General features: G+C 33.9%; 22 protein-coding genes. 11 read left to right on the forward strand and 11 right to left on the reverse strand.

The annotated features are described in order from the left end of the window. Positions 1-61 precede the first annotated feature (61 nt). Positions 62-577, reverse strand: a complete 516-nt coding sequence (locus E0F91_RS06020) for an RNA polymerase sigma factor (RefSeq protein ID WP_132065418.1) — start codon at positions 575-577, stop codon at positions 62-64. A gap of 258 nt (positions 578-835) precedes the next feature. On the opposite strand from E0F91_RS06020, the gene E0F91_RS06025 reads away from it, so the two are divergent. The 3 genes from E0F91_RS06025 to E0F91_RS06035 all read left to right on the forward strand — a co-directional run bounded on the left by E0F91_RS06025 (position 836) and on the right by E0F91_RS06035 (position 4,463). Then, complete coding sequence (locus E0F91_RS06025; RefSeq protein ID WP_132065419.1) at positions 836-1,879, forward strand: hypothetical protein; 1,044 nt, start codon at positions 836-838, stop codon at positions 1,877-1,879. An 87-nt stretch (positions 1,880-1,966) separates the two neighbouring features. Next, positions 1,967-2,743: a membrane metalloprotease gene (locus E0F91_RS06030; protein WP_132065420.1), complete on the forward strand. Its 777-nt coding sequence runs from the start codon at positions 1,967-1,969 to the stop codon at positions 2,741-2,743. A gap of 232 nt (positions 2,744-2,975) precedes the next feature. Further along, positions 2,976-4,463 (forward strand): aminotransferase class V-fold PLP-dependent enzyme, encoded by a 1,488-nt coding sequence (locus tag E0F91_RS06035; RefSeq protein ID WP_132065421.1) that lies wholly within the window; start codon positions 2,976-2,978, stop codon positions 4,461-4,463. Positions 4,464-4,564: 101 nt separating this feature from the next. Here the strand turns inward: E0F91_RS06035 and E0F91_RS06040 are convergent, their stop codons facing one another. After that, the gene (locus E0F91_RS06040; protein WP_132065422.1) at positions 4,565-5,434 is read right to left on the reverse strand and encodes a lysophospholipid acyltransferase family protein; all 870 of its coding nucleotides are present in this window, start codon (positions 5,432-5,434) and stop codon (positions 4,565-4,567) included. 115 nt (positions 5,435-5,549) lie between these two features. On the opposite strand from E0F91_RS06040, the gene E0F91_RS06045 reads away from it, so the two are divergent. The 8 genes from E0F91_RS06045 to msrB all read left to right on the forward strand — a co-directional run bounded on the left by E0F91_RS06045 (position 5,550) and on the right by msrB (position 14,552). After that, positions 5,550-6,188 carry a rhomboid family intramembrane serine protease gene (locus E0F91_RS06045; protein ID WP_132065423.1) on the forward strand — a complete coding sequence of 213 codons (639 nt, stop codon included), beginning with the start codon at positions 5,550-5,552 and terminating at the stop codon, positions 6,186-6,188. A 50-nt stretch (positions 6,189-6,238) separates the two neighbouring features. After that, a complete protein-coding gene (locus tag E0F91_RS06050; RefSeq protein WP_132065424.1) occupies positions 6,239-6,928 on the forward strand; it encodes an SIMPL domain-containing protein in 690 nt (229 codons plus the stop codon). Positions 6,929-7,149: 221 nt separating this feature from the next. Beyond that, positions 7,150-7,848, forward strand: coding sequence for a TIGR04282 family arsenosugar biosynthesis glycosyltransferase (locus E0F91_RS06055; RefSeq protein ID WP_132065425.1), 699 nt, complete (start codon positions 7,150-7,152; stop codon positions 7,846-7,848). A gap of 42 nt (positions 7,849-7,890) precedes the next feature. Beyond that, positions 7,891-10,866, forward strand: coding sequence for a TonB-dependent receptor domain-containing protein (locus E0F91_RS06060; protein WP_132065426.1), 2,976 nt, complete (start codon positions 7,891-7,893; stop codon positions 10,864-10,866). A 170-nt stretch (positions 10,867-11,036) separates the two neighbouring features. Then, positions 11,037-12,026 (forward strand): phosphotransferase, encoded by a 990-nt coding sequence (locus tag E0F91_RS06065; RefSeq protein WP_132065427.1) that lies wholly within the window; start codon positions 11,037-11,039, stop codon positions 12,024-12,026. 245 nt (positions 12,027-12,271) lie between these two features. Then, on the forward strand, positions 12,272-13,234 hold the full coding sequence (locus E0F91_RS06070) for a nucleoside hydrolase (protein ID WP_132065428.1): 963 nt from the start codon (positions 12,272-12,274) through the stop codon (positions 13,232-13,234). A 137-nt stretch (positions 13,235-13,371) separates the two neighbouring features. Next, complete coding sequence (msrA, locus tag E0F91_RS06075) at positions 13,372-14,004, forward strand: peptide-methionine (S)-S-oxide reductase MsrA (RefSeq protein ID WP_132065429.1); 633 nt, start codon at positions 13,372-13,374, stop codon at positions 14,002-14,004. 5 nt (positions 14,005-14,009) lie between these two features. Continuing rightward, positions 14,010-14,552: a peptide-methionine (R)-S-oxide reductase MsrB gene (gene msrB / locus E0F91_RS06080; protein WP_207919036.1), complete on the forward strand. Its 543-nt coding sequence runs from the start codon at positions 14,010-14,012 to the stop codon at positions 14,550-14,552. 80 nt (positions 14,553-14,632) lie between these two features. Here the strand turns inward: msrB and E0F91_RS06085 are convergent, their stop codons facing one another. From E0F91_RS06085 to E0F91_RS06125, 9 genes are all read right to left on the reverse strand, one after another. Continuing rightward, complete coding sequence (locus tag E0F91_RS06085) at positions 14,633-15,322, reverse strand: haloacid dehalogenase type II (RefSeq protein WP_132065430.1); 690 nt, start codon at positions 15,320-15,322, stop codon at positions 14,633-14,635. Between the two features lie 14 nt (positions 15,323-15,336). Next, complete coding sequence (locus E0F91_RS06090; protein WP_132065431.1) at positions 15,337-16,365, reverse strand: glycoside hydrolase family 113; 1,029 nt, start codon at positions 16,363-16,365, stop codon at positions 15,337-15,339. A 67-nt stretch (positions 16,366-16,432) separates the two neighbouring features. Then, positions 16,433-17,113 carry a hypothetical protein gene (locus E0F91_RS06095; RefSeq protein WP_132065432.1) on the reverse strand — a complete coding sequence of 227 codons (681 nt, stop codon included), beginning with the start codon at positions 17,111-17,113 and terminating at the stop codon, positions 16,433-16,435. Positions 17,114-17,240: 127 nt separating this feature from the next. Continuing rightward, positions 17,241-17,789, reverse strand: a complete 549-nt coding sequence (locus tag E0F91_RS06100; protein ID WP_132065433.1) for a carboxymuconolactone decarboxylase family protein — start codon at positions 17,787-17,789, stop codon at positions 17,241-17,243. An 89-nt stretch (positions 17,790-17,878) separates the two neighbouring features. Continuing rightward, on the reverse strand, positions 17,879-18,733 hold the full coding sequence (locus tag E0F91_RS06105) for a helix-turn-helix transcriptional regulator (RefSeq protein WP_132065434.1): 855 nt from the start codon (positions 18,731-18,733) through the stop codon (positions 17,879-17,881). A 74-nt stretch (positions 18,734-18,807) separates the two neighbouring features. Beyond that, entirely contained in the window at positions 18,808-19,077 is a 270-nt protein-coding gene (locus tag E0F91_RS06110) for a hypothetical protein (RefSeq protein ID WP_132065435.1), read from the reverse strand. A 23-nt stretch (positions 19,078-19,100) separates the two neighbouring features. After that, positions 19,101-19,682: a sigma-70 family RNA polymerase sigma factor gene (locus E0F91_RS06115; RefSeq protein WP_132065436.1), complete on the reverse strand. Its 582-nt coding sequence runs from the start codon at positions 19,680-19,682 to the stop codon at positions 19,101-19,103. After that, positions 19,669-21,048, reverse strand: a complete 1,380-nt coding sequence (locus E0F91_RS06120; RefSeq protein ID WP_132065437.1) for an MptA/MptB family glycosyltransferase — start codon at positions 21,046-21,048, stop codon at positions 19,669-19,671. The genes E0F91_RS06115 and E0F91_RS06120 overlap by 14 nt, the downstream gene beginning before the upstream one ends. After that, on the reverse strand, positions 21,045-22,526 hold the full coding sequence (locus E0F91_RS06125) for a cellulose synthase family protein (protein ID WP_132065438.1): 1,482 nt from the start codon (positions 22,524-22,526) through the stop codon (positions 21,045-21,047). The genes E0F91_RS06120 and E0F91_RS06125 overlap by 4 nt, the downstream gene beginning before the upstream one ends.

Consider the following 22,526-nt stretch of genomic DNA (forward strand, 5'->3'; position numbering starts at 1 on the left):
TTTATATGGCTATGTTTATAAGACAACTAACTTTTAAATTACCCTATGAATAAATGACTAATTATATATTTTCTATTTGGGCTTTTAAAATTTGCAAGGCTCCAGACATTCTCTTCTCTACTGTTTTTTGAGAAACATCGAGCAACTCGGCTATTTCTCTATACTTTTTACCATCTATACGATTCAATAAAAATACTTCGCGCTGTACTTCGCTCAATGATGCGATAGCTTTGTTGAGTTTTAGCTTGAATTCTTCTTCTTCCAATAAATAGTCGGGACTTTGATTGTTTGTGTCTAAATTCGGGGCATCTTTAGCATACTTCAATACCACTTTTTGATGTTTTATCGTATTTAGAAATAAATTAGTAATACTGGTAAACAAATACGTTTTGGCTTTGTAGAAGTCGATTTTGGAACAATTCTCCCAAATTTTAGTAAACGCATCTTGTACTAAATCTAATGCTGCTTCATCATTACCACATTTGTAATATGCAAAATTATTTGCTGATTGCACGTGCTTTAAGTAAAAGTCTCTAAAGTGATTTTCTTCGCAAAGTGTACTTTTTTCGTCGCTCATTGCCTATTAATTCATTTTTTGTAGGTTGTAAATGTAAATTATTTTTTCAAAAAGCAATTGCGTTAATTGTAATTGCTTTTTTATGAAAAATATTTTATATTTTAATTAATTGATTGGTAGTGTTTTATAAAAATTTAAATAAAATTTTATATTTTTTTTAAATTTTTGGTAGGGTAAAAATAAGCGTAGTTGTCTTACTATTAGAAAGGCGCATAAAACATCGCTTGTAAATATAAAAATACATTAAATTTGAAAATTATGAAAAAATTAAAAATTGTTACCGGAATTGCATTGATGGCTATCTTAGGTTTTACATCATGCCAAAATGAAGTTGATGATGTACAAGGAGAAAATCCAAATACAAATTCAGCAAATTCAACGACAACAACTAATCTGAAACGTACGTCGATGTACGATGGTTCGTTTGATGATTTCTTGGATGGAGCCTCTTGCTCTTCTATTCTCTTGCCCGTTTCTGCCAAAGTAAATGGAGTTCAAGTTTCTATTTTTAGTCAATTCGATTACCAGCAAGTACTTTCTATTTTTGGACAGTTCAATAATGATCAAGATACAGTTGTATTGCAATTTCCTTTAAAAGTTAAATTGAGCAATTATACAGAGGTTACTGTTGCTAATCAAACCGAGTATAATGCGATTCTTAATGCATGTACATCAGCGGAATCTTCTGGTCAAGATGCAATTTCTTCAGTAAATATAAGCTTCCCTATTACAATTTTAACCTATAATTTAAGTTTACAACAAACAGGAAGTGTTGTTGTCACATCCGAACAGCAATTATATACGTATATGTCTAATGTAAGTGCTTTAGAACTGTATTCCGTTAAATATCCCATTTCAGCTACAATTGCTGATGGAACAAAAATGACGATTTCTAGTGATGCTGAATTGCAAGCAGCAATTAATGCCTCTCTAAAAACGGAAGCAACAATGGCAGAAGCAACGCAAAATTCAAAAAAATTAGAAACAATTTTAGTGAATGGAAAGTTTAAAGTTGATTCGTTTGTAAGTGCTGGTATAAATTCCGCAAGTAATTATAAAGATTTTACAATAGATTTTGCAAATAATTTATCAGTTACTGCAGTAAACCTATTAAGTACAACGGTAAACGGTACGTATGCTGTGAGTTCAGAATTAAGTGTTTTTCTAAAACTGAATTTTTCAGGTAATGCCACATTTACGTTATTAAATAATACATGGAAAGTAACGAGTTTTACGGCGTCAACAATTACATTACAAAGCTCTACTAATGCTGCCGTAACATTAGTCTTGAAACAAATATAGCTCGATTTAAGTTGGCAGATTGTGAAAAACAGCTACCTAAAATAGTGTAGCTGTTTTTTACAAATAAACTTAATAATAAATACAATAATGAAAAAATTAATTTCGCTACTTGCTATTGGTTTGTTCCTCTCGGTAGCATCTTGTTCAAAAGAAGAGGACCCTTTGGATAATGCAGTTGTAGTAAATCCCAATACAAATAAGCAGCAAACAGGAAGTTCGGCAAACGATTTATTATCAGATAAAAAGTTCAAAAGTATGGTTGTTGAAGTAGTGTACGTAAACGGTTTTGAGCCTACTCCTCAAGCAATTACCAATTTTGTAGCTTTTCTTACCGCAAGAACATTTAAGCCGGGCGGCATTAATGTTATTAAACGATCCATACCATCACCGGGGAATACGCCCTATACTAATGAGGAGATTGTAAGTATTGAGGATAAGAATAGAACGAAGTACAACAATTCTGATGAAATAGCAGTTTGGGTTTTTTTTGCAGATGGAAAATCGTCTAAGGATACGAGTACATCAGTTATTCTAGGAACGGCTTACAGAAATACTTCTTTTGTAATTTTTGAACAAACTATTCAAGGTTTAAGCGACAGTCCCTTTAAGCCAAGTAGAAGTCTATTAGAAACAACAGTCATTACCCATGAATTTGGACATATATTAGGATTAACAAACCTTGGTACCGCCTTACAAAGCAATCATGAAGATGCAGAACATCCAAAGCATTGTATCGAAAAAACCTGTTTAATGTATTGGTCTTCGGAATTAGGTGGAGGTATTGGAAATATGGTTTCGTCAGGTTCAGCACCGCAACTCGATAGTCAATGTATTGCTGATCTTCGAGCAAATGGCGGAAAATAAAAGTGCATTAGAATCAATACTTATTACAGAATAAAAATGCTTAAGAAATTTTCTTAAGCATTTTTATTTTTATACCCACAACTAGACTGCTACTATGAAAATAATACCCACGGTGAATTTCAGCGTAAGCAGTTAGTGCAGATCTTTATTTTGTTTAATAAATCAGTTTTTAATCAATTTGAAAAAGACTATTTACTAAAAATCAATATCTTTGAACTCAAATTAAACGCAAATGATTACCAAAGAAGCGCCAACACAATTAGAGCACTATTTTCAACAGTATCGCGACAACATAATTGGAATAAACCAAAAGTTTGAATCTCCTTATGGACAAAAACAAATTGTTTATACAGATTGGACTGCTAGCGGTCGATTGTATCGTCCGATTGAAGAGAAATTAATGAATCAATTTGGTCCTTTTGTAGCCAATACGCATACTGAAACCACTGTTTCTGGAACTGCCATGACCAAAGCGTATCACCAAGCGCGTCATATTATCAAACATCATGTAAATGCTAGTGCTGATGATGTTTTGATTACAGATGGAACCGGAATGACAGGTGTTGTGAATAAATTTCAACGCATTTTGGGTTTAAAAGTACCTGAAAACTTAAAAAATTTTATCACTATTCCAGCTGAAAAAAAACCAATTGTTTTTATTTCGCACATGGAACACCATTCCAATCAAACCTCTTGGCTAGAAACGATTGCTGATGTTGAAGTTATTCCTTCCACTGAAGATGGATTATTCAGTATAGAAAATTTAGAACTTCTATTAGAGAAATATAAAGAAAGGCCTTTTAAAATAGCGTCAATCACTTCTTGCTCAAATGTTACGGGAATTAGAACTCCCTATCATGAAGTGTCCAAAATCATGCATCAACATCACGGACTTTGCTTTGTGGATTTTGCTTGTTCGGGACCTTATGTGAAAATTGATATGCATCCTGAAGACGCTGAAAGTTATTTGGACGCCATTTTTTTCTCACCTCATAAATTCCTTGGCGGACCCGGAACTTGTGGAGTTTTGGTTTTTAATAAAAAGTTATATCAAAATTTAGTTCCTGATAATCCAGGCGGCGGAACCGTAAGTTGGACGAATCCTTGGGGCGAACATAAATACATCGATAATATTGAAGATAGGGAAGATGGTGGTACCCCCGGTTTTCTTCAGGTGATAAAAACGGCATTGGCTGTTCAGTTGAAAGAACAAATGGGAATCGAAAACATCTTAAAAAGAGAGCACGAAATAGTAGATTATATTTTCGCAGCACTAGGAAATATTTCCAATATAAAAATCCTTGCAGGACAACATCAGGATCGGTTAGGAGTTATTTCTTTCTTTGTGGAAGATTTACATTTTAATTTGGGCGTGAAATTATTGAATGATAAATTCGGAATTCAAACTCGTGGTGGTTGTAGTTGCGCAGGAACCTATGGACACTTTTTATTGCATGTAGACCAGGAAACATCTCATAAACTAATTGACGAAATTACACTTGGAGATTTAATCAGAAAACCAGGTTGGATCAGAATGTCAATTCATCCAACAACTACAAATGCCGAAATTGAATTTGTATGTAACGGGATAAAAGCATTGGCCGAAAATCATAAAACTTGGGCATTGGATTATAAGTATAATACGGTTACCAATGAGTTTATAAATAAGAACGCACAACCACTAGAAGATGAATTAGTAAAAAACTGGTTTTCTTTATAAGAGATGTCGTTTAAAAAAACTAAAAAAATCACTTAGTATAAACAATCTTCTATACTACGTGATTTTATTGAATACTGTTACTGATCAGTGCAAACTGAACATTACCTTTTATGTTTCCATCTTTTGTGCGTCCAAAAATAATATTCAGGAGCTTCAAGAATTTGTTGTTCTACTTCACGTAAAAAGGTGCTGGTGATTTCAAAATCAGGAATCGATCTCGGATTGTCTGTAATGGGTACAAAAGTAGCCTCGTAAAATCCTCTTTTTACTTTTTTTACTTTTACAAAAAGAACAGATAAATCGTATTTTTTGGCAAGCATTTCTGCACCGGTATGAACAGGGACTTCTATGTCCATGAATTTATCCCAATGAAAGGCTCTGTTTAATTTTGGAGACTGATCACTTGCAAGTCCGTACATGCTGAGGATCCCATTTTTTTGGTTTTCTGCCATCAACGGAATCGCTTTTTTAGTTTCTACTAATTCAGCATTGTATTTGGATCGAATGTCTCGTATTAATTTATCAAAATATTTATTTGCAATTTTTTTATAAACGCCAATTCCTTTAAATTTTGTTTTAGCATTTATTGACAATAGCCATTCCCAACTCGCATAATGAGAAGCTAATAAAATAGTGCTATTGCCTTTGTTTTCATACTCTTTTACCAATTCGATATTAGTAACAACAAATCTTTTATTCATTTCTTCGGATGAAATGGTCATCGTTTTTATCATTTCTAAAAACATATCACACAAATGGTGGTATGATTTTTTTTCGATTATTAAACGCTCTTCAGCACTAAGATGAGGTAATGCTAGCGCCAAATTATATTTAACTGTTTTTTTTCGGTAGCCAATGATGTAATAAACTATTAAATAAATGAAGTCAGAAAACCAGTAGAAAACTCTGAAAGGAAGAATGGAAATAATCCATAAAAAAGGAAAGGTTAGGATAAAAACAAGAAATTGCATGCCGTTATTTTTCTTGCAAATATAAGGTAAAAATGATTGTCGAGATAAAATTTGAGCGCTTACTACAGGTGTATCAGAGAATGACTATCTTTACATTTCACAATAAACATACTTTATGAATACCATTTTATTAGCAATAATTATTGTAAATGTTTTGATTAGTTACAAAGGTTTTAATGATCTCTCTTTTTTTAGAAAGTACGAATTTCATGTTGGCAGTATTCGTTCAGGAGAGCAAATCCGAATGTTATCCTCTGGTTTTCTTCATGCTGACATGACGCATTTGATTTTTAATATGTTGACGCTTTGGTTTTTCGCTCCAGTTGTTATTAGTCATCTAGGGAGCTTTTCGTTTGTGTTAGTTTATTTTGGGAGTTTAATTTTTGGGAGTTTATTAACAATGGCTTTTCATAAAGATGATTATGGGTATAGAGCTGTAGGTGCATCAGGTGCCGTTACGGGTGTTTTATATTCGGCGATATTGCTGCAGCCAGATATGATGTTGGGTATCTTTTTTATTATTCCAATGCCTGCGTATGTTTTTGGAATCCTTTATTTATTGTATTCTATTTATGGGATGAAAGCTAAGAATGATAATATAGGTCATACGGCACATTTTGGAGGTGCAGTAGGTGGTTATTTAATCACATTACTAAAAGAGCCTACTTTGTTAGTAGATCATACTTTAATGGTGATACTATTAGCTATTCCAATAGTTATTCTTTTTGTGATGGAAAAAATGGGAAAATTATAGTGGCATAACTTTTGAAAAGAATTTAGTACAAACAATTAAATTACACAAAAATGAAAAAAGCACTATTGATTCTGTCTGTTCTATTTATTTCCATGTCTTACGGGCAAGAAGTGAAGCAAGTTCCTCAAGTTAATGTAAGTGGAGAAGGAAAAGTAAAAGTGATTCCGGATCAGGCCAATATAGCAGTTACTGTTGAAACAAAAGGGAATAATGCTAAAGATGTTAAAAAGCAAAATGATGAAAAGATTGAGGCTGTTTTAAAATTCATCAAAAAAATGAACTTGGCACCAGCAGATTATAAAACACAACGCGTTTCATTAAATCCACAATACGATTACGAGAAAAAGAAACACAGTTATAATGCAACTCAAACTATAGAGATTTTATTGAAAGATTTATCAAAGTATGACGAATTGATGGAAGGTTTGGTAGACGAAGGAATTAACAGAATTGATAATGTCACGTTCCAATCTTCAAAATTAGCTCAATATCAATCTGAGGCTAGAAAATTAGCAATGAAAGAAGCGAAATTGAAAGCAGAGGATTATGTTTCTGTTTTAGGACAAAAAATAGGACGTGCCATGACTATCTCTGATAATTCACAAACCTATTTCCCACAACCTATGTATGCATCTATGAAAACCATGGAAATGAGTGATACTAGTGCTTCTAGAGAAACACTTGCAGTGGGAGAAATAAATATTACGGCTAATGTTACAGTTAGTTTTATTTTAGAATAAAGGAAAGTACAGCTTTTAAAATGAGCTAGTTTAGATAATATTTGTTGAAAACGGAACAGGATTAATCTTGTTCCGTTTTTTTTATTCCTTTTAAACGAAATAGATGACTTAAAGCTTATTTTTATCATCCAATATTTATTCAAAGGATAATTATTGTACTGGTATTTGATTATTTTGCTCGTTTTTTGTCAGTAATAACAAAGACTTTCGTCTATAGATTTATGAATTTAATAATGGATTATTCTAACACCACAGCCATTCTGCTTTTTGCGCAAAGCGAAAAGAAGGTAAGCGCCTTAAAACCAATTGCTTCTTCCTCGAAGCAAAATGTTTTGTTGTGGAAGAAAATGAATGATCATAGTATTAAAATTAGTCAACAAACCAAATTACCCTATTTTATTTCAAATGAAAATGATCAGGTGGGTGCCACTTTCGGAGAGAGAATAACGCATTCAATTGAAACTATTTTTGCTAAAGGTTTCGATAAAATTATTGTCATAGGAAATGATTGCATTGAATTGAAAGCCCATCATTTGCTTCAAGCCGAACGAGATTTAAGACGTAATGATTTAGTTATAGGGTCTGATTATTCCGGTGGCGCTTATTTAATAGGTGTTTCAAAGTTGAAATTTAAGGCTGAGCGATTCAAATCTATTCCATGGCAGACTAAAAGCGTTTTTACTGCTTTACAAACGCTTTACAGAACGCAATCAATCGCATATCTCGCGTATTTACATGATTGCAATAACGCTTCCGATTTCAAAAAAGCGACTCAAAAATTATCATTCTCTGATAGTTTTAGAAAAATACTGCTTTCGTTTTTATCCAATTATTTAGTTCAAAATGATTTTGAAACAAGATTATATTCTTTGGATTATCACGCTTTTAATTTTAATAAAGGATCACCGTTTTACGTGTAAAATTTCTGTTTAATCCTTTTTTAAATTAATTTTTCAAACCAAATGAAGCAATTTTATATTTGGGCATTGCTGTGTATCTCAACAATAGCTATGGCTCAACAAGATTTAACCGTTTCTGTAATTGATGCAGTCACACAAAAACCAGTTTCTAATTTAGCTATAACTTTAGAAAACAGAAGTAGAAATTTACAAGTACGACAAATTTCAAATATGCAAGGAAAAGTGATTTTTAGGAACCTAGAAGCGCTTGATGGGTATCAAGTTAGTGTTGCGGCAACGCAGGATTATACCGCTGAAAGTTCTAATTTTATTGACATTCGTTCCAATCAAAATCCGAATGTGACGCTACTGCTAAGAAAAAGTGGTACACAAGAATTAGATGAGGTTGTGATCTCGTCTGGGTCGAATTCAAAAATAAATCGCCGGGATGCCGAAGTTTCCTTTGAAATGAAAGCAACTGAAATTCAGGAAATCCCCGTAGAAGGTCGCGATATTACCAGAGTTTTATTCCGTTTGCCTAATGTTTCGCAAGCAACAGGTTTCTTTCCAGAAGCAGCAAATGTGAGTATCAACGGAGCGAGTTCTCAATATACGTCCTATTTAATTGATGGAATGGATAATAACGAACGTTTTTTAGGAGGACAAAAATTTGCAATTCCTTCCGGGTTTGTAAAAGATGTGACGGTTTTGACTAATAATTTCTCTGCTGAATATGGTTTAACAGGAAGCGGAATCATAAATATCACGCCACGTTCGGGTTCAAATGAAACTATGGGAGAGGTGTTCTTTATTACAAGACCTGGACCTTCCATAGATGGAAAATCAAGCTTTGCTCAAAGAGATTTGTCAGGAAACCAAGTTAAAAATGGTTTTTCAAGATATCAAACTGGAGCAGGAATAGGAGGGGCTTTTGCCAAAGACAAAACCTTCTATTATTTTAATTTTGAACATACCACTGATATCAAAGACAACTTGTTAAATGTTCCTCAGTTTGGGATTACAGAAACAGTAAGAGGAACCAATACATTTGATTATTTTTCGTCCAAAATAGACCAAATTTGGAATGCTAATTTCAACTCGTCCTTTCGTGCCAACATTGGTAGAGTAGATGTGGAGCGCCAAGGTGGCGGACTCGATGGTGGTTCGACTTTTAAATCTGCTGGAAACACGCAAGAACGGAATAGTGTTTTATTGGCTTTAAAAAACAGTTATAAATTTGGAAATTTTTCTGGAGAAACAAATGTGCAATACAGTCGTTTTAGATGGAACTATGCCAAACCATTTAATCCGAATAGTTCTCAAGTAACGATTTTAGGCGTTAATGATGAAACATTAGGGGTGATTGGTAACCCAGGTTATGTGTTTGATGCGATTGAAAATACAATACAATTGCAACAAAAAGTAAAATATTATACTGAAAAACATACTTTAAAAGCAGGAGTAAATTTTATCAGAGGGGATCATCAATTGTTTGGAGGTGGAAATCCAGTAGGAAATTATCGAGTAAAACTGAATCAAAGCCAAATTGATGCAATAAGAAATAGTGGTGTGGGCGGAAGTTTGAATGTAAATGATATTCCGCAAGAGGTACAGGTTATCAATTATAATGTAGAATTGCGTCCTACTTCTTTTGGTACCAATCAAGATATTTATTCCGCTTACATAGAAGATTTATGGTCGGTTACGGATCGATTGAATCTTACTTTAGGATTGCGTTATGACTATGATAATTTATCAAAAGGAGGAAGCGACAAAGGCGATTACAACAACTTAGCACCCCGTTTTAATTTTAATTATAAATTAGATAATTCCAGCAGTTTACGCGGTGGTTACGGAATTTCGTATGATAAAGTAAACTATGCACTTTACAGCGATGCTTTGCAACAAAACACGACTTCACAAAGCTATAAATTACAATTAGAAGAGTTAAAAAGATTAGGAATTTTACCAGCCGACACTAATATTGATCGAATTACCTACAACGGAAACTTAGGGGCAACGGTTTCAGGGGTAAGTTATTTACAAGGGCCTTCTGCAACCGATTTACAAGGACAAAGAGAGAATATCTTTTCTAATGAGCGCAGAATTTTAAATCCTAATGGCTATAAAAATGCCTATTCTCATGAATTTATGATGGGATACCAATTGCAGTTAACGGATGAAAGATTGTTTTTTGTTGATGTGGTACACAATAGAGGCGAGAACCTTACCCGTCTGCGCAATCTTAATGCAGCTGCTGAATATCCCATTGACCCTAATAATGTAGTCATTAGAACTCAGGCTGAAGCCGATGCGAGCCGACCAATTCCTATTACGAACGGAAGTGCGATCCTCAATGGACAAACGGTTACTGGTATTGCTAGAAATGTAATTGTTAGTGAAAACGAAGGAAAATCGAGATATTACGCCATGAGTTTAAATTATCAAAAAACAAGAGGTACAGATAATTATTCCTATCGATTGAATTATACGTTGTCATCCAGTAAAAATGATACGGATGGAATTAACTTTAGACCTTCGGATGCGAATAATTATGCGAATGAATGGGGGCCATCAGTAAATGATAGAACTCATAATATTAATGGAATTTACAGTTATTATCCTTTTAAAGGAACAGCGGTAACTCTAGCTGGTTTATTGCAAAGTGGGCAACCAATAAATAGAATTCCGCTTGGTTTTGGAACAACAGATTTGAATGGAGATGGAGCTAGTTTCTCTGATGCGTATCAAGGAAATAGTGATCGTTTTCCAGGAGAAGGCAGGAATAATGATCGATTACCATGGAGTACGACTTTTGATTTAGGAGTACAACACCAGTTCAAAATTACAGGAAATAATAAGTTGGAATTACGTGCGGATGTCTTTAATATATTTAATGCTGAAAATTTAAGCGGATACAGTAATAATGCGACACAAAGTAACCAAATTCAAGGTGGCTCTAGTGCAAGCGGATTGTTTACCCAAAGAAATGCTTCGCCTCCAAGACAGTTTCAGTTTGGAGTACGTTATTTATTTTAAAACGGCTATTCTGCGAGGAGTGTGAGATTGACTGGTTTTGAATTTAATACTATACTGCGTTAAGGATAGGAGTGAAAATCCTTTTTTGGGCTTTTTAGGCCAAAAAAGATTGTAGCGGATAGCCTGCCCGCCTTTTTTTGGCGGGAACGCCCCATTAAAAAATAGAAAATATGTTTATACTAAATGCAAACGAGCCAAAAGAATTGGCTGCTTATTTATACCAACAAAAATGGTTAAAGGACAGTGAAACGATTGTTTCTGTATCCAAACCAGGTGAGGGAAATATGAATTGTGTGTTGCGAATAGAAACAGCCACGCGCTCTTTTATTCTCAAGCAATCTAGAGGTTATGTGGAGAAATATCCTCAGGTTTTAGCACCTGAAAACCGCGTATTAACTGAAGCTGCTTTTTATCAAAAGATAGCAAGCGCTAAAGAAGTGCAGGATATTATGCCAACACTTTTGGGTATTGATGCAGTTAATAATTTGATCGCTTTGGAGGATTTAGGGAAGTCCAATGATTATACCGTTTTGTATGATTTAAAAGAAAAAATACCAGAAGAAGAGTTGCTGCAGTTAGTGCATTATATAAATAGTTTGCACCAAAGTTTTGAAAAAACGGTTGTTGATGAGGAGCTGGCAAATACAGCAATGAAAGCATTAAACTACGAACATCTTTTTGAATATCCTTTTAAAGAAGACAATGGATTTGATTTGGATTTGGTTCAATTGGGTTTGCAAATGGTAGCGATGCCTTATAAAAAAGACGCTGAATTAAAAGAAAAGATGGAGCGATTGGGTTCGTTGTACCTTTCAAAAGGGAAATATTTATTGCACGGAGATTTTTATCCTGGAAGTTGGTTAAAAACATCTGATGGAATTAAGGTTATCGATCCAGAATTTTGCTTTTATGGCTTGCGGGAATTTGATTTGGGTGTATTGCTCGCCCATTTGTATATGACGCAACAACAGGAGTCAACAATTGTTTTTGTAAAGGAAAACTACTCTTCTTTTGACGATTTAAATACTGCTATTTTGAATGGTTTTATTGGAATAGAAATTTTGCGTAGAATCATAGGATTAGCGCAACTGCCATTAAAAATGGATTTAAAAACCAAAGCCGATTTACTTTTGTTTGCTCGAGAATTAATTTTAGAATAATTAATTTTTTGGATCTAAAGTCCAAAATTATGACGGATAAATATCTACATGATACAATCCAAAAGCTAGGAAATAGCACTAGAGATTTATGGACAATAAAAATCAATTAGATACCTTAATCCATGGTAAAAATTTATTTTAGATTTATGATTAAGCAAATACGATGACAAAGGAAATGATGAAAAGAAATTAGAAAAAATAAAAATTCGCAAATTCGCGGTATAAAAACGTTAAAAAAAAACAGTATGAAAATCAAAATAATAGTATTTACACTTTTACTTGCGGCACAATTGCAAGCACAAACCAAAGTATGGTTTGATACGGATCTTATGATTGGAATGCCCGATAAAACACCACGAGAAGTGGATGATGGCATCACATTGATTATGGCTTTGAAACAACCTCAAATCGAGATTGTAGGTATTAGTTCGATTACCTATGTGGATTACAGCTATGATATTATCAACAAAATACTAAAATGGCACCACAAAGGGGCGGCAATTCCAGTGTATAAAGGTTCGCCAAAAGCAGCTGATTTAGGGGTTGAAAATGACGGAACACGAGCGTTGTATGAAGCGTTGAAGAAAGAAAAACTAACCATATTAGCTTTAGGACCCATGACTAATATTGCTACTTTGATTCAGAATCATCCCGATATTATTCCGCAAATCGAGAAAATTTCTGTTTGTGCAGCGAGAACACCGGGCTTGCCTTTCAATCCCGGAAACGGAAAATTGAATGTGTTTGATTACAACTATGAATTTGATACTAAATCAATGGATGTGGTTTTGAATTCGCCTATACCACTTGTATTTGCAGGCTATGAACCGAGTTCGTATACGCATATAGGAAACATAGATTTGGCTAGTTTAGATCAAAACGAAGAAGCTGATAAATGGTTGTTTGATATTGTACAACCTTGGATGGAAAAAAACGAGAAGTATTTTGGTGTTAGAGGATTTATACCTTTTGACTGCTCCACTTTAGGTGTGATTACCCATCCTGAATATTTTACGTATTACAAAGACATTCCTATTAAAGTAAATTATAAAAAAAACGATGCGCTTGAAGTACAACCTAAAGTACCGTTTAAAAATTTTCTAGAAGTGTCTTATAAATATAAAACCAAAAAGAAAGTAGATTACGCCATCAGAGCGTTGCAAGGTTTCGAAGAAAAGATTTTAGAGACATTGAGTGTAAAAAACTAACAAAACTTTAGGAATTGTTTTAAAACCAAATCTAGAAATCAGACGTATATTACTTTAGATTCAATTGCGAAACACGGACAGCAAATAAATCATTCAAAATCAATAGAATAGATTCTGTAAAATAAAAATAATAAAAGATGAAAATGAAATTACTAAGTTATGCCCTTGTGTTTTTTACAATTATAAGTTGTAGCGCACAAACCGAAAAATTGTCTTTAGTGCCTAAAAAAGGAAAGGCGGTAGCTGTTTTTGCTTCTGGTTGTTTCTGGTGCACGGAACATGTTTTTGAAGCAGTCGTAGGAGTAGATGATGCCGTGTCAGGATATACAGGTGGGAAAGTTAAAAACCCTACTTATGAATATGTAGGTTCAAACAGAACTGGACACGCAGAGGCAGTGGCTGTTTTTTATGACCCAAAAGTGGTTTCGTATAAGGAATTAGTAGCGGTATTTTTTGCATCGCAAGATCCTACAACTCCTAATCAACAAGGACCAGACAAGGGTTCGTCCTATCGTTCTATTGCTTTTTATAAAAATCCTGCTGAGAAAAAAATAATAGAAGATAAGATTAAAGAGCTTACGGCAAATAAAGTATTTGCGGCTCCTATTGTAACAGAGGTGAAGCCAGTGGTGGATTTTTATGAAGCAGAATCCTATCACCAAGATTATGTAAAAAACAATCCCAATCAGCCTTATGTGAAAGGTGTTTCAATACCGAGATACAACAAGTTTAAAAAAACATATAAAGGAAAATTAAAACCTAAATCTTAATAATCATGAAGCGATACCAACAACTTTTAATACTACCAGCTATAGCTTTTAGCTTTATGGCGTGCATGCAGTCCACTAAAACGGATAAAGCAAATACTGAGACTACAACCACAAAACAACAACAGCCCGTACTATCTTTGACTGATACGTCATTGAAAAAAGTGGCTAAAACGGATGCTCAATGGAAAAAGGTACTTTCAGACAATCAATATTATATCCTTCGTAAGCAAGGAACAGAACGACCTTTCCAGAATGAGTTTAATGACAATCATAAAAAAGGAAATTATTTCTGTGCTGCTTGTAAATTACCGTTGTTTTCGTCCAAAACAAAATTTAATTCAGGAACAGGATGGCCTAGTTTTTATGCTCCAATAAATAATAATAGAGTTAAAGAAGTAGTAGACAAAAGCTTGGGAATGGTTCGTGGGGAAATAGTTTGTGCGCGTTGTGATGGTCATATAGGACATCTTTTTGATGATGGACCTAATCCTACGGGATTGCGTTATTGCATGAATTCTGGAGCCATGTTATTTCAAGAATCAAAATAAATTGTGGTTAATTATTTAGTTCAAAAAAAGGGCGTTTGTTTCAACTGAAACAAACGCCCTTTTGAGTTTTACGATGGATACTATTTGTTATAAACAGCAACTAATTGTTCTGCCATTGCTAAAATATCTTTCGCTTCAAAATCAGGTTTGTTGGACAAAGTATATACAGATTGTCCTTCACGAGCTATAAAACATGTCTTTAAACCAGCATGCGAAGCACCGGCTAAATCCCAACCATGTGCCGCAATCATCAGCATATCTTTAGGTTGTACGGCTAGTTCTTTTGCTGCCCATAAATAAGTTATTGCTTCTGGTTTGTATTTTTTAAGACTATCAATACTCAATGCCTGCTCAAAGTAATCAGTCAAATTTGAATTGATTAATTGCTGTTTTAGTGCATGCGGTGGCGAATTCGTCAAGGTAATTAATCTAAAACCATGATCTTTTAAGAGCTTCAGACCTTTCTCTACATCAGGGTAGGCTTGCAAGGTTTGAATTTTTGAAAGGGTCGCTTTAATTTCATCTTCACTAACTTTTATATGCAGGGACGTGGCCGCCATAGACAAGGTTGCACTAGCAATTGTGCCAAAATCGTGATACGCATCAATGCTATTAGAAACAATGGAGTAATGCAATAACATACCGAACCAGATTCTAAATCCCTGCTCATTATCAAGGAGCGCATTTACCGATTTTTTTAACGGAGTCATGTCGAGTAAAGTTTCGTTTACATCGAAGACGAGGACCGGTTTATTTTTGTGTGAATTCATTTTATTATTTTAAATTATTGGTACCATTTTTTAATGGTTTCAAGTGCAGGTTTTTCCTGTGGTGTGTAATCAATACTATTTTTTGGCTCTTTATGATACGCATCAGCATACCATTTCCAGGCAAATCCGCCCGCAAACCAGTTCTTTTGCGTTAAGGTTTGAAACAAGGATTCGTAGGCATTGGCTTGCGCCAAATTATTAATTCCACTTTGATTTTCTTTCCAAGGTTCTTTGGCTGCTTGGTCGGAATTGCGATAACCAAATTCTGTAAAGAGTATTTTCTTGTTGGTTTTAGCTTGTAGCTTTTCCATTTTTAGGATGTGTTGCTGCCAAGCTTCATTAAGATCAGCAACTGCGGGTGTTGTGGCATCAGATAAAGGAAAATATGCATCGATCCCGATGTAATCCAACTCATTCCAGAAAGGGACTTTATCAAAATCATCCCAGTTTGCGGCGTAAGTTAATTTCCCAGTGTAGATTTTTTTAATTTTCTGGATTAATTGCGACCAATATTCGGGTCTTTTGGCCACTGAATTTCCTAGTTCGGTACCAAAACAAAATAGTTCTATTTTTTCTTGCTGGGCTAATTGAGCAAAATCAAGAATGTATTTTTCATAATCGGCTTCCCATTTTTTCCATTCGGAATCCGTGGCAAAATCTAAATTTCCTGTATAAAAATTATGATTTACCCAAAGATGTGGTTTTAGCATAACCGTCATTTTATACTCATGCGCCAGTTGATTACTGGCTATAATGCCTTCCGTTCTTTCGCCCCACCATTGTCTTTTATTATTGTAATGAACAGAAGCATTTTCGACGTCAACAAAAGCATACGGAATTAATGAAATCGAATTAATATGATGTGCTTTCAATTCGTCAAATGTGGTGTTTTTTAACTCTTTGATGGGGGCGACCAAATTCATTCCTTTGTACTCTAATTTCGTTTTAAAAGAGGTTGAGTCAACCATAGAGGAATGATAGAAAGAAAATCCGCTGGCGACGATCAGTAAAAATGCGGCGAGGATAAAAAAGGTTTTCTTCATAATCGTAAAGTTACTTATTAAAAAAGAGGATACTAACTTCTATGTGAAAATTAATATTTTTTAGGTTTTACAATCGCTTGATTTCCTTGTTAAAAAACGAATTTTTGTAAATAAATTTTACCGTTTGAACTGTGGCTAAAAACAAGAATAAAATCATAAAAATGGTATTGATGTAAGAACTTATTTTTAATTGATTTGCTTCAATTAAAAATTGTCCAACATGAGCAAAGAGAAACATTCCTAAACCAGTTCCTAATAAAGCACCAAGTATAAATTTATTCGTAGTTTTTATTTGATCGTCTAGTTTAGCTGTTCTAAAAAGATAGATATAAATTCCAGACCAATAGGGCCATTGGATAAAATTTAAAAGATTTAGAAATACAGCCAATAGAAAAGGATATTGAATCAGTATTAGATTAGAAAGACTGACATTTTGATGATTAGCACTACTAGTCATGAAATATAAGCCAATGACTAAAAGAAAGAGTATGGTAAACAGGTCGATAAACAGTAGTAATTTCCTTTGGTTGACGAGCCAGCGCGCTATTTTATAAACCATTTTCAAAACAAAATATTGAACAAAAATAATTCCTAAAATAAAGGAGAGTGATGCCCAATTCCCTTGTTCCAATAAAATTTGCAAACTAATTACGTTGGTATAACCTATTGGTAAAGCGCCAAGTAAACTGATCGAAAACCCTAAAAGAATTGGTTTTTTTTTAGAATGTAAAACAGCAATCAATTTCATATTTATGTAGGCTTGGTTCTAATACAAGTATAGACATGCACATTGCTAATTCCTGACGACAGTAGATAAAAAAAACCAATAAGTGTTTTTGAGGCTTATTGGTTTTCAAATCTAGATAATTTTCAAATTATTTTTTCCAAGCTCTTGAAGTAAAAGGAGCTTCTAATTCCGGATTGGTAATATGGTTTGAATAATTGCTGATTAATTTCACAGCAATACCTGCTAAGATTCCCAGAACATGTTGCTCTGTGTATCCAACAGCTAAGAAAGCATCCACTTCTTCTTGCGGTACAATTCCTCTGTTTAAAGAAAGGGAACGCGTTAATTGTGACAATTGCTTTAATTTAGGATCTGCAATTTCTGCACCGTTTCGAATAGCATCTGTAATTTCTGTTGGAACCTTAGCCATATCTGCAAGGGTGCTATGCGCAGCAACACAATATTCGCAATTGTTTTCATAAGCTGCAGTAAGGAATACCACTTCTTGCTCTGTTGCATTGAATCCCGCATTGGCTCTAAAGCTAGTGTAAGAGTAGATGTAAGCATCTAACAAAGCGGGATTAGCGCCCATGGTTTTATACATGTTGGGAACAAAACCAAAGGCTTTTTGTGTTTTGTCGAAAATCTCTTGTGTTATAGGAGAAATGGAATTATTTTCCAATTTTAAATGTGCCATTGTATTTGTTTTTTAATTAATAGAATAGTTTTTATTAACTATACAAAGGTCCGATGAATGCTTAATTAAAACTTTGGCAGAAGGTTCAACTATTTGCTTATTTGGTCCAAACGGTAGTTTGAGGGAGAATTATTGAATTTTTCATGGAAAAGCTTAGAAAAATTAGCCAGATCATTAAAGCCACAATCAAAAGCAATGTCAGTAATTCGTTCCTCAGAAATAAGCAATAGCTCGGCCGCTTTTTCTAATCTTTTATTACGAATGTAACTGGCTGGTGTGGCATTATAATTTTTTTTAAATTCTCTTTTAAAGGAAGATAAGCTCAAATGAGTCATTTCGGCCAATTCTTCGGTGGTGAAATGGTAATAAAGGTTGCTTTCAATAATTTGCTTGAAACTATAACTGCTAGGAGAAAACAGCTGCGATAATATTTGTTGAATAAGAGGCGCATTTTTTGTTTGGCATAATAGCAGAATGATTTCTTTTAATTTAATAATCAATAAATCCTCATTAATAAGGCTTGGATTGTCAAAATAGAACAACAAACTCTCAATGTATTTTTCTATTAGAAAATCATTGTTAATTATACTCAAGTCACTATTTGTATCCAGAATAGCAGGCTGTTGAAAAACTTTAGGTAACTCTGTATCGTAAATCTTTTTTAATATTTCAGGATGAAAATGAATCACAACAATTTCATGTTTTTGTGCTTTAACCGTACTTTTTATTTGACTGAAATAAGAACCACATTTTAATAAAACAGCATCATTTTGTGGGATAATAACGTTTTGATTTGGAGTGCTATAATTGATTTGTCCTTGCAACAAATAGAGAAAGCAGGCTTCATCCGGCATTGGATTTGGAATCTTAAAAGGCGATTGAATGAGTAGTTTTTCAAATATTTTTTTGCCAAAGAGCTCGTATCGTTTTCGTTCTACTATCATCTTAAATATTCTGTTTTGTTTTTTTTTAAAGAGTCATGGCTTATTGAATAGAATTCCTAACCAATTAAAACAAATTAGATTTTGTTAATGGATTCAATTATTTTAATTTTTTTCTCTTCGTCTAATGTAGCCATTTTTTTATTGGAATCGATTGCAAACCATTTGCCTATGAGGGCATCGAGTAATTTGGATTGTTTTTCGTATTCATTACAGGTCCTGCACAGGGCTTTGTGCGCTTGTAATTGCAACTTTTCTTTCAACGTTAAAGGAGTGAACATTTGTTTGTCGATTAGCTCTGTTGTCTTTTTACAGGGTCTCAACAATGTTCTCATTACTTCATTCATATTCTTCGAATATTAAAGTTTGGTTAAACCCATTTCAATTCCAGACATTTTTTTAGCAACAGCTTGGATCGATGCACAATCTGCCAATAATTAGACGTAGTAATTTCTAATTCCTGACAAATAGTTTCTGTTTTTTTATCACTTAAATATTTGGATGTTACAGCTAATTTCCATTTCTGTGGCAGTTCTTCCATGCAATTTTCCATGATTGAATTGAATTCAGGATTGTCTAGTAATTCTTGGTCTTGATCCCAAGCGGCATTGATATCATTTGATTTCCAGCATCCGTGGGTATTAAAAAGTCCATCCGAAAGTTCATTACCACTATTTTCGGTTAAACTGAAGTTTTTCCTAGTGGTTCGAGCACTCAATCGATAATAGTCAATTACTTTATTGTTGAGTATGGAGAACAACCAAGTTTTAGGGTGGCTTTTGCCTTGAAAAGTATCTATTTTATGAAATGCAGCCATGAAAGTATCTTGTACTAAATCCTCAGCAACTTCCTTGGAAGATGTTTTGAAAAAGGCCCAAGAATAGAGTTCATCACTAAATTGATTGACCCATTGTTCTAGAATTGATTTTGGATTTTCTTTAATTTGGTCCATTAATTTTACCTTTATTATTTAAAAAATCCAAATATACTCCTTTTTCTAACCTTGGAATCTTACTCTTTTCATAAAAAAGGTATAGGATCACCGTGCAGTATTCGATAGCAATAAGCCAATAATTTTCTGAAAACATTATTTTTGAATAGGCGCTGTAGCTTAAAATGATGGTGTAACTCCACAAAAAAGGATACTTGTAGGAGGTAAAAACAGCAATCAAAATTAGGTTTATTACATACCAAGGATGTACTGTTGTGGCAGTAAAAAAATAAACGGTCAATGCTATTAGCATACTGTTTAATAATGGAATGGTATTTTTATTTTTCTCTTTTAAACTTTGAAAAGTGATGTAAATAATAATAAAAACAGGGATTATTTTTCCGGTAATGTGAATAATGTTATATCCGGTGATCCAAAATCCAATCTGACGAATGATGTAATAAATACTGGCGTTGAATTCAAAATTAGTAAACCAAAGGCCTATGGTTTCGCTATAATTCTGAATTAGTTCCTTTGAAAGAAAGGGAAGGAAAAGCAACATATTTATACCCATAACAAGAGTATAAAAAAGGATTGCTTTTTTCCATCCTAATTTTCTAAAAAAAAGAGGCAATAGCAATAATGGTAATAATTTCACTGAAATCGACAAGGCCAAAATTACGGCGGCTAATTGCCATTTGTTTTGTTCCAATAGATAAATTGCCCAAACAAAAAAGAACAACATGACTCCTTCAAAATGTAAATTCCCAGTAAGTTCAATCAGTACTAAGGGATTAAGAATATACCAGAAAATGCGGTGTTTCTCCATCCCTAAACGGACTAATAATTTACTGCCGAAATATAAAGTTCCAAAATCGGCTGCGATAATTAGTAATCGCATTCCTATTGCTGCTCCTAGTATCGATTGATTACTGAAAAAGGCCGCCACAGCAAATAAAAATTGGTTCACAGGAGGATAATTTGAATAATGTCCGGCGCTTAAACTACCCATTCCATTATACAAATCGCTTGCATTTGGAATAGCAAAGTTACTTTGATTGATAAGGTCTTTTGGTAGCTGTAAGTAGGGATTTATATTTTCAAGAATTAGGTTTCCGTCCCATATAAACCGAAAATAATCTTGAGATAAATTAGGCAGTGCCACTAGAAAAACCAATCGAAATAGCAGCGCCGCTCCAATTAGAAAAAGAAAATTGTCTTTTTGAAGTTTGATAATTTGATAAAAAGAAACAAATAATAAGCTATACGAAACCAACAAATAGAGGAATTCAGATCGATTTAAAACGTAAGCGATATACGCATAAATAAAGATGCTTAATGCAAGAAAGCAATAAGACTTCGCATTATTTGAAGCGCTCCAACTCATTTATTTACTTGTATTGATTTTATAAATACAAAACTAAAGCCGATGACAAGCATTACATGCAGAGCAATCAAGCTGTAGTCATTTAATCGAAAAGCACTATACATTGCAAAAATAAAGTAGAGTATTAATAGTCCCTCTATGATTATATTTTTAGAAATGCTTTTGGAAAGATAACTATTCTGTTTCCATTTATCTTTAAGTCCTTCAATATTGAGTTTTGGAGTACGTACAAATTCACTTTTTTTGCCCCATAAACCTTCCAAGACCGCTATCGAGTTGTGGAATGAAAATCCCATGGCAATGGTATAAAAGGTAATAAACAAACTGCTGTATTTCAAAAAATTCTTGAAACCTCCACCGTGAATACTTTTATAGGTAGCCCAATAACTGATGAAAAAGAGGATAGAGGTAATGATGAAAAAGAGTAGCAAGTCAAAAACTTTTTCAAACTGTGCAAACTCATTTCTTATATACAACATGGGCACACTTAAGATTGCCATGGTAAAGATTGCTAAGAACATGCTGCTATTTAATAAATGCAACATGCCATGCGCTTTGGTCTTGAATCCGATGGATTTTGATTGTAGTACACGAATTGCATTTTTGCTAAAATTTTCAGCTCCACCTTTATTCCATCTGAATTGCTGAGAGCGTGCAGCACTAATAATAGCTGGCAGTTCAGCCGGCGTAACCACATTTTCCAGATATTTGAATTTCCAGTTTTTTAACTGAGCCCGATAACTTAAATCCAAATCCTCTGTTAGCGTATCACTTTCCCAGTTTCCTGCGTCAAGGATGCATTGCTTTCTCCACACACCCGCAGTTCCATTAAAATTGATAAAATGCAATTTGGAATTCCGTCCTACTTGTTCTAGAGTAAAGTGGGCATCTAGTGCAAAAGCTTGAATTTTTGTCAATATCGAATAATCGCGGTTCAGGTGTCCCCAACGAGTTTGCACTACGCCAATTTTTTGATCTTTAAAATAAGGAATTGTTTTGTAGAGCCAGTCTTTTTGAGGAACAAAATCAGCATCAAAAATAGCGATGAATTCTCCTTTGGCGCTAAGCAAACCTTGCTTCAAAGCGCCTGCTTTGTAACCTGTTCTATTGGTTCGCTTGATATGCTTTATATCTAGTCCTGACTGCGCGATTTTATGGATTAAGAGTGCTGTACTCGCTACGCTTTCATCAGTACTATCATCTAGAACCTGAATTTCTAATCGGTCCTTTGGATAGTCCATTTTAGCTATTGTAGTCAACAGGCGTTCCACTACATATTTTTCATTATAAATAGGAAGCTGTATCGTCACAAAGGGAATTTCATCAGGCTTTGATAAATCATATTGGACAGATTGATCCGTATTATTTTTACTTCGTAGATAATTTAGCAACAAGTTAAAGTGGGCTAGACTATAGAAAAACAAAAGCAAAATCGAAATGCTGTAGAGAATTACGATGATATATGAAAGTAGTAACAT

This window comes from Flavobacterium sandaracinum (assembly GCF_004349135.1).
GTDB classification, from domain to species: domain Bacteria; phylum Bacteroidota; class Bacteroidia; order Flavobacteriales; family Flavobacteriaceae; genus Flavobacterium; species Flavobacterium sandaracinum.

Excerpts from the sequence above, each read along its gene's own strand:
- E0F91_RS06020 (WP_132065418.1), bottom strand. The coding sequence starts at position 577 with ATGAGCGACGAAAAAAGTACACTTTGCGAAGAAAATCACTTTAGAGAC.
- E0F91_RS06025 (WP_132065419.1), top strand. The coding sequence starts at position 836 with ATGAAAAAATTAAAAATTGTTACCGGAATTGCATTGATGGCTATCTTA.
- E0F91_RS06030 (WP_132065420.1), top strand. The coding sequence starts at position 1,967 with ATGAAAAAATTAATTTCGCTACTTGCTATTGGTTTGTTCCTCTCGGTA.
- E0F91_RS06035 (WP_132065421.1), top strand. The coding sequence starts at position 2,976 with ATGATTACCAAAGAAGCGCCAACACAATTAGAGCACTATTTTCAACAG.
- E0F91_RS06040 (WP_132065422.1), bottom strand. The coding sequence starts at position 5,434 with ATGCAATTTCTTGTTTTTATCCTAACCTTTCCTTTTTTATGGATTATT.
- E0F91_RS06045 (WP_132065423.1), top strand. The coding sequence starts at position 5,550 with ATGAATACCATTTTATTAGCAATAATTATTGTAAATGTTTTGATTAGT.
- E0F91_RS06050 (WP_132065424.1), top strand. The coding sequence starts at position 6,239 with ATGAAAAAAGCACTATTGATTCTGTCTGTTCTATTTATTTCCATGTCT.
- E0F91_RS06055 (WP_132065425.1), top strand. The coding sequence starts at position 7,150 with ATGAATTTAATAATGGATTATTCTAACACCACAGCCATTCTGCTTTTT.
- E0F91_RS06060 (WP_132065426.1), top strand. The coding sequence starts at position 7,891 with ATGAAGCAATTTTATATTTGGGCATTGCTGTGTATCTCAACAATAGCT.
- E0F91_RS06065 (WP_132065427.1), top strand. The coding sequence starts at position 11,037 with ATGTTTATACTAAATGCAAACGAGCCAAAAGAATTGGCTGCTTATTTA.
- E0F91_RS06070 (WP_132065428.1), top strand. The coding sequence starts at position 12,272 with ATGAAAATCAAAATAATAGTATTTACACTTTTACTTGCGGCACAATTG.
- msrA (WP_132065429.1), top strand. The coding sequence starts at position 13,372 with ATGAAAATGAAATTACTAAGTTATGCCCTTGTGTTTTTTACAATTATA.
- msrB (WP_207919036.1), top strand. The coding sequence starts at position 14,010 with ATGAAGCGATACCAACAACTTTTAATACTACCAGCTATAGCTTTTAGC.
- E0F91_RS06085 (WP_132065430.1), bottom strand. The coding sequence starts at position 15,322 with ATGAATTCACACAAAAATAAACCGGTCCTCGTCTTCGATGTAAACGAA.
- E0F91_RS06090 (WP_132065431.1), bottom strand. The coding sequence starts at position 16,365 with ATGAAGAAAACCTTTTTTATCCTCGCCGCATTTTTACTGATCGTCGCC.
- E0F91_RS06095 (WP_132065432.1), bottom strand. The coding sequence starts at position 17,113 with ATGAAATTGATTGCTGTTTTACATTCTAAAAAAAAACCAATTCTTTTA.
- E0F91_RS06100 (WP_132065433.1), bottom strand. The coding sequence starts at position 17,789 with ATGGCACATTTAAAATTGGAAAATAATTCCATTTCTCCTATAACACAA.
- E0F91_RS06105 (WP_132065434.1), bottom strand. The coding sequence starts at position 18,733 with ATGATAGTAGAACGAAAACGATACGAGCTCTTTGGCAAAAAAATATTT.
- E0F91_RS06110 (WP_132065435.1), bottom strand. The coding sequence starts at position 19,077 with ATGAATGAAGTAATGAGAACATTGTTGAGACCCTGTAAAAAGACAACA.
- E0F91_RS06115 (WP_132065436.1), bottom strand. The coding sequence starts at position 19,682 with ATGGACCAAATTAAAGAAAATCCAAAATCAATTCTAGAACAATGGGTC.
- E0F91_RS06120 (WP_132065437.1), bottom strand. The coding sequence starts at position 21,048 with ATGAGTTGGAGCGCTTCAAATAATGCGAAGTCTTATTGCTTTCTTGCA.
- E0F91_RS06125 (WP_132065438.1), bottom strand. The coding sequence starts at position 22,526 with ATGTTACTACTTTCATATATCATCGTAATTCTCTACAGCATTTCGATT.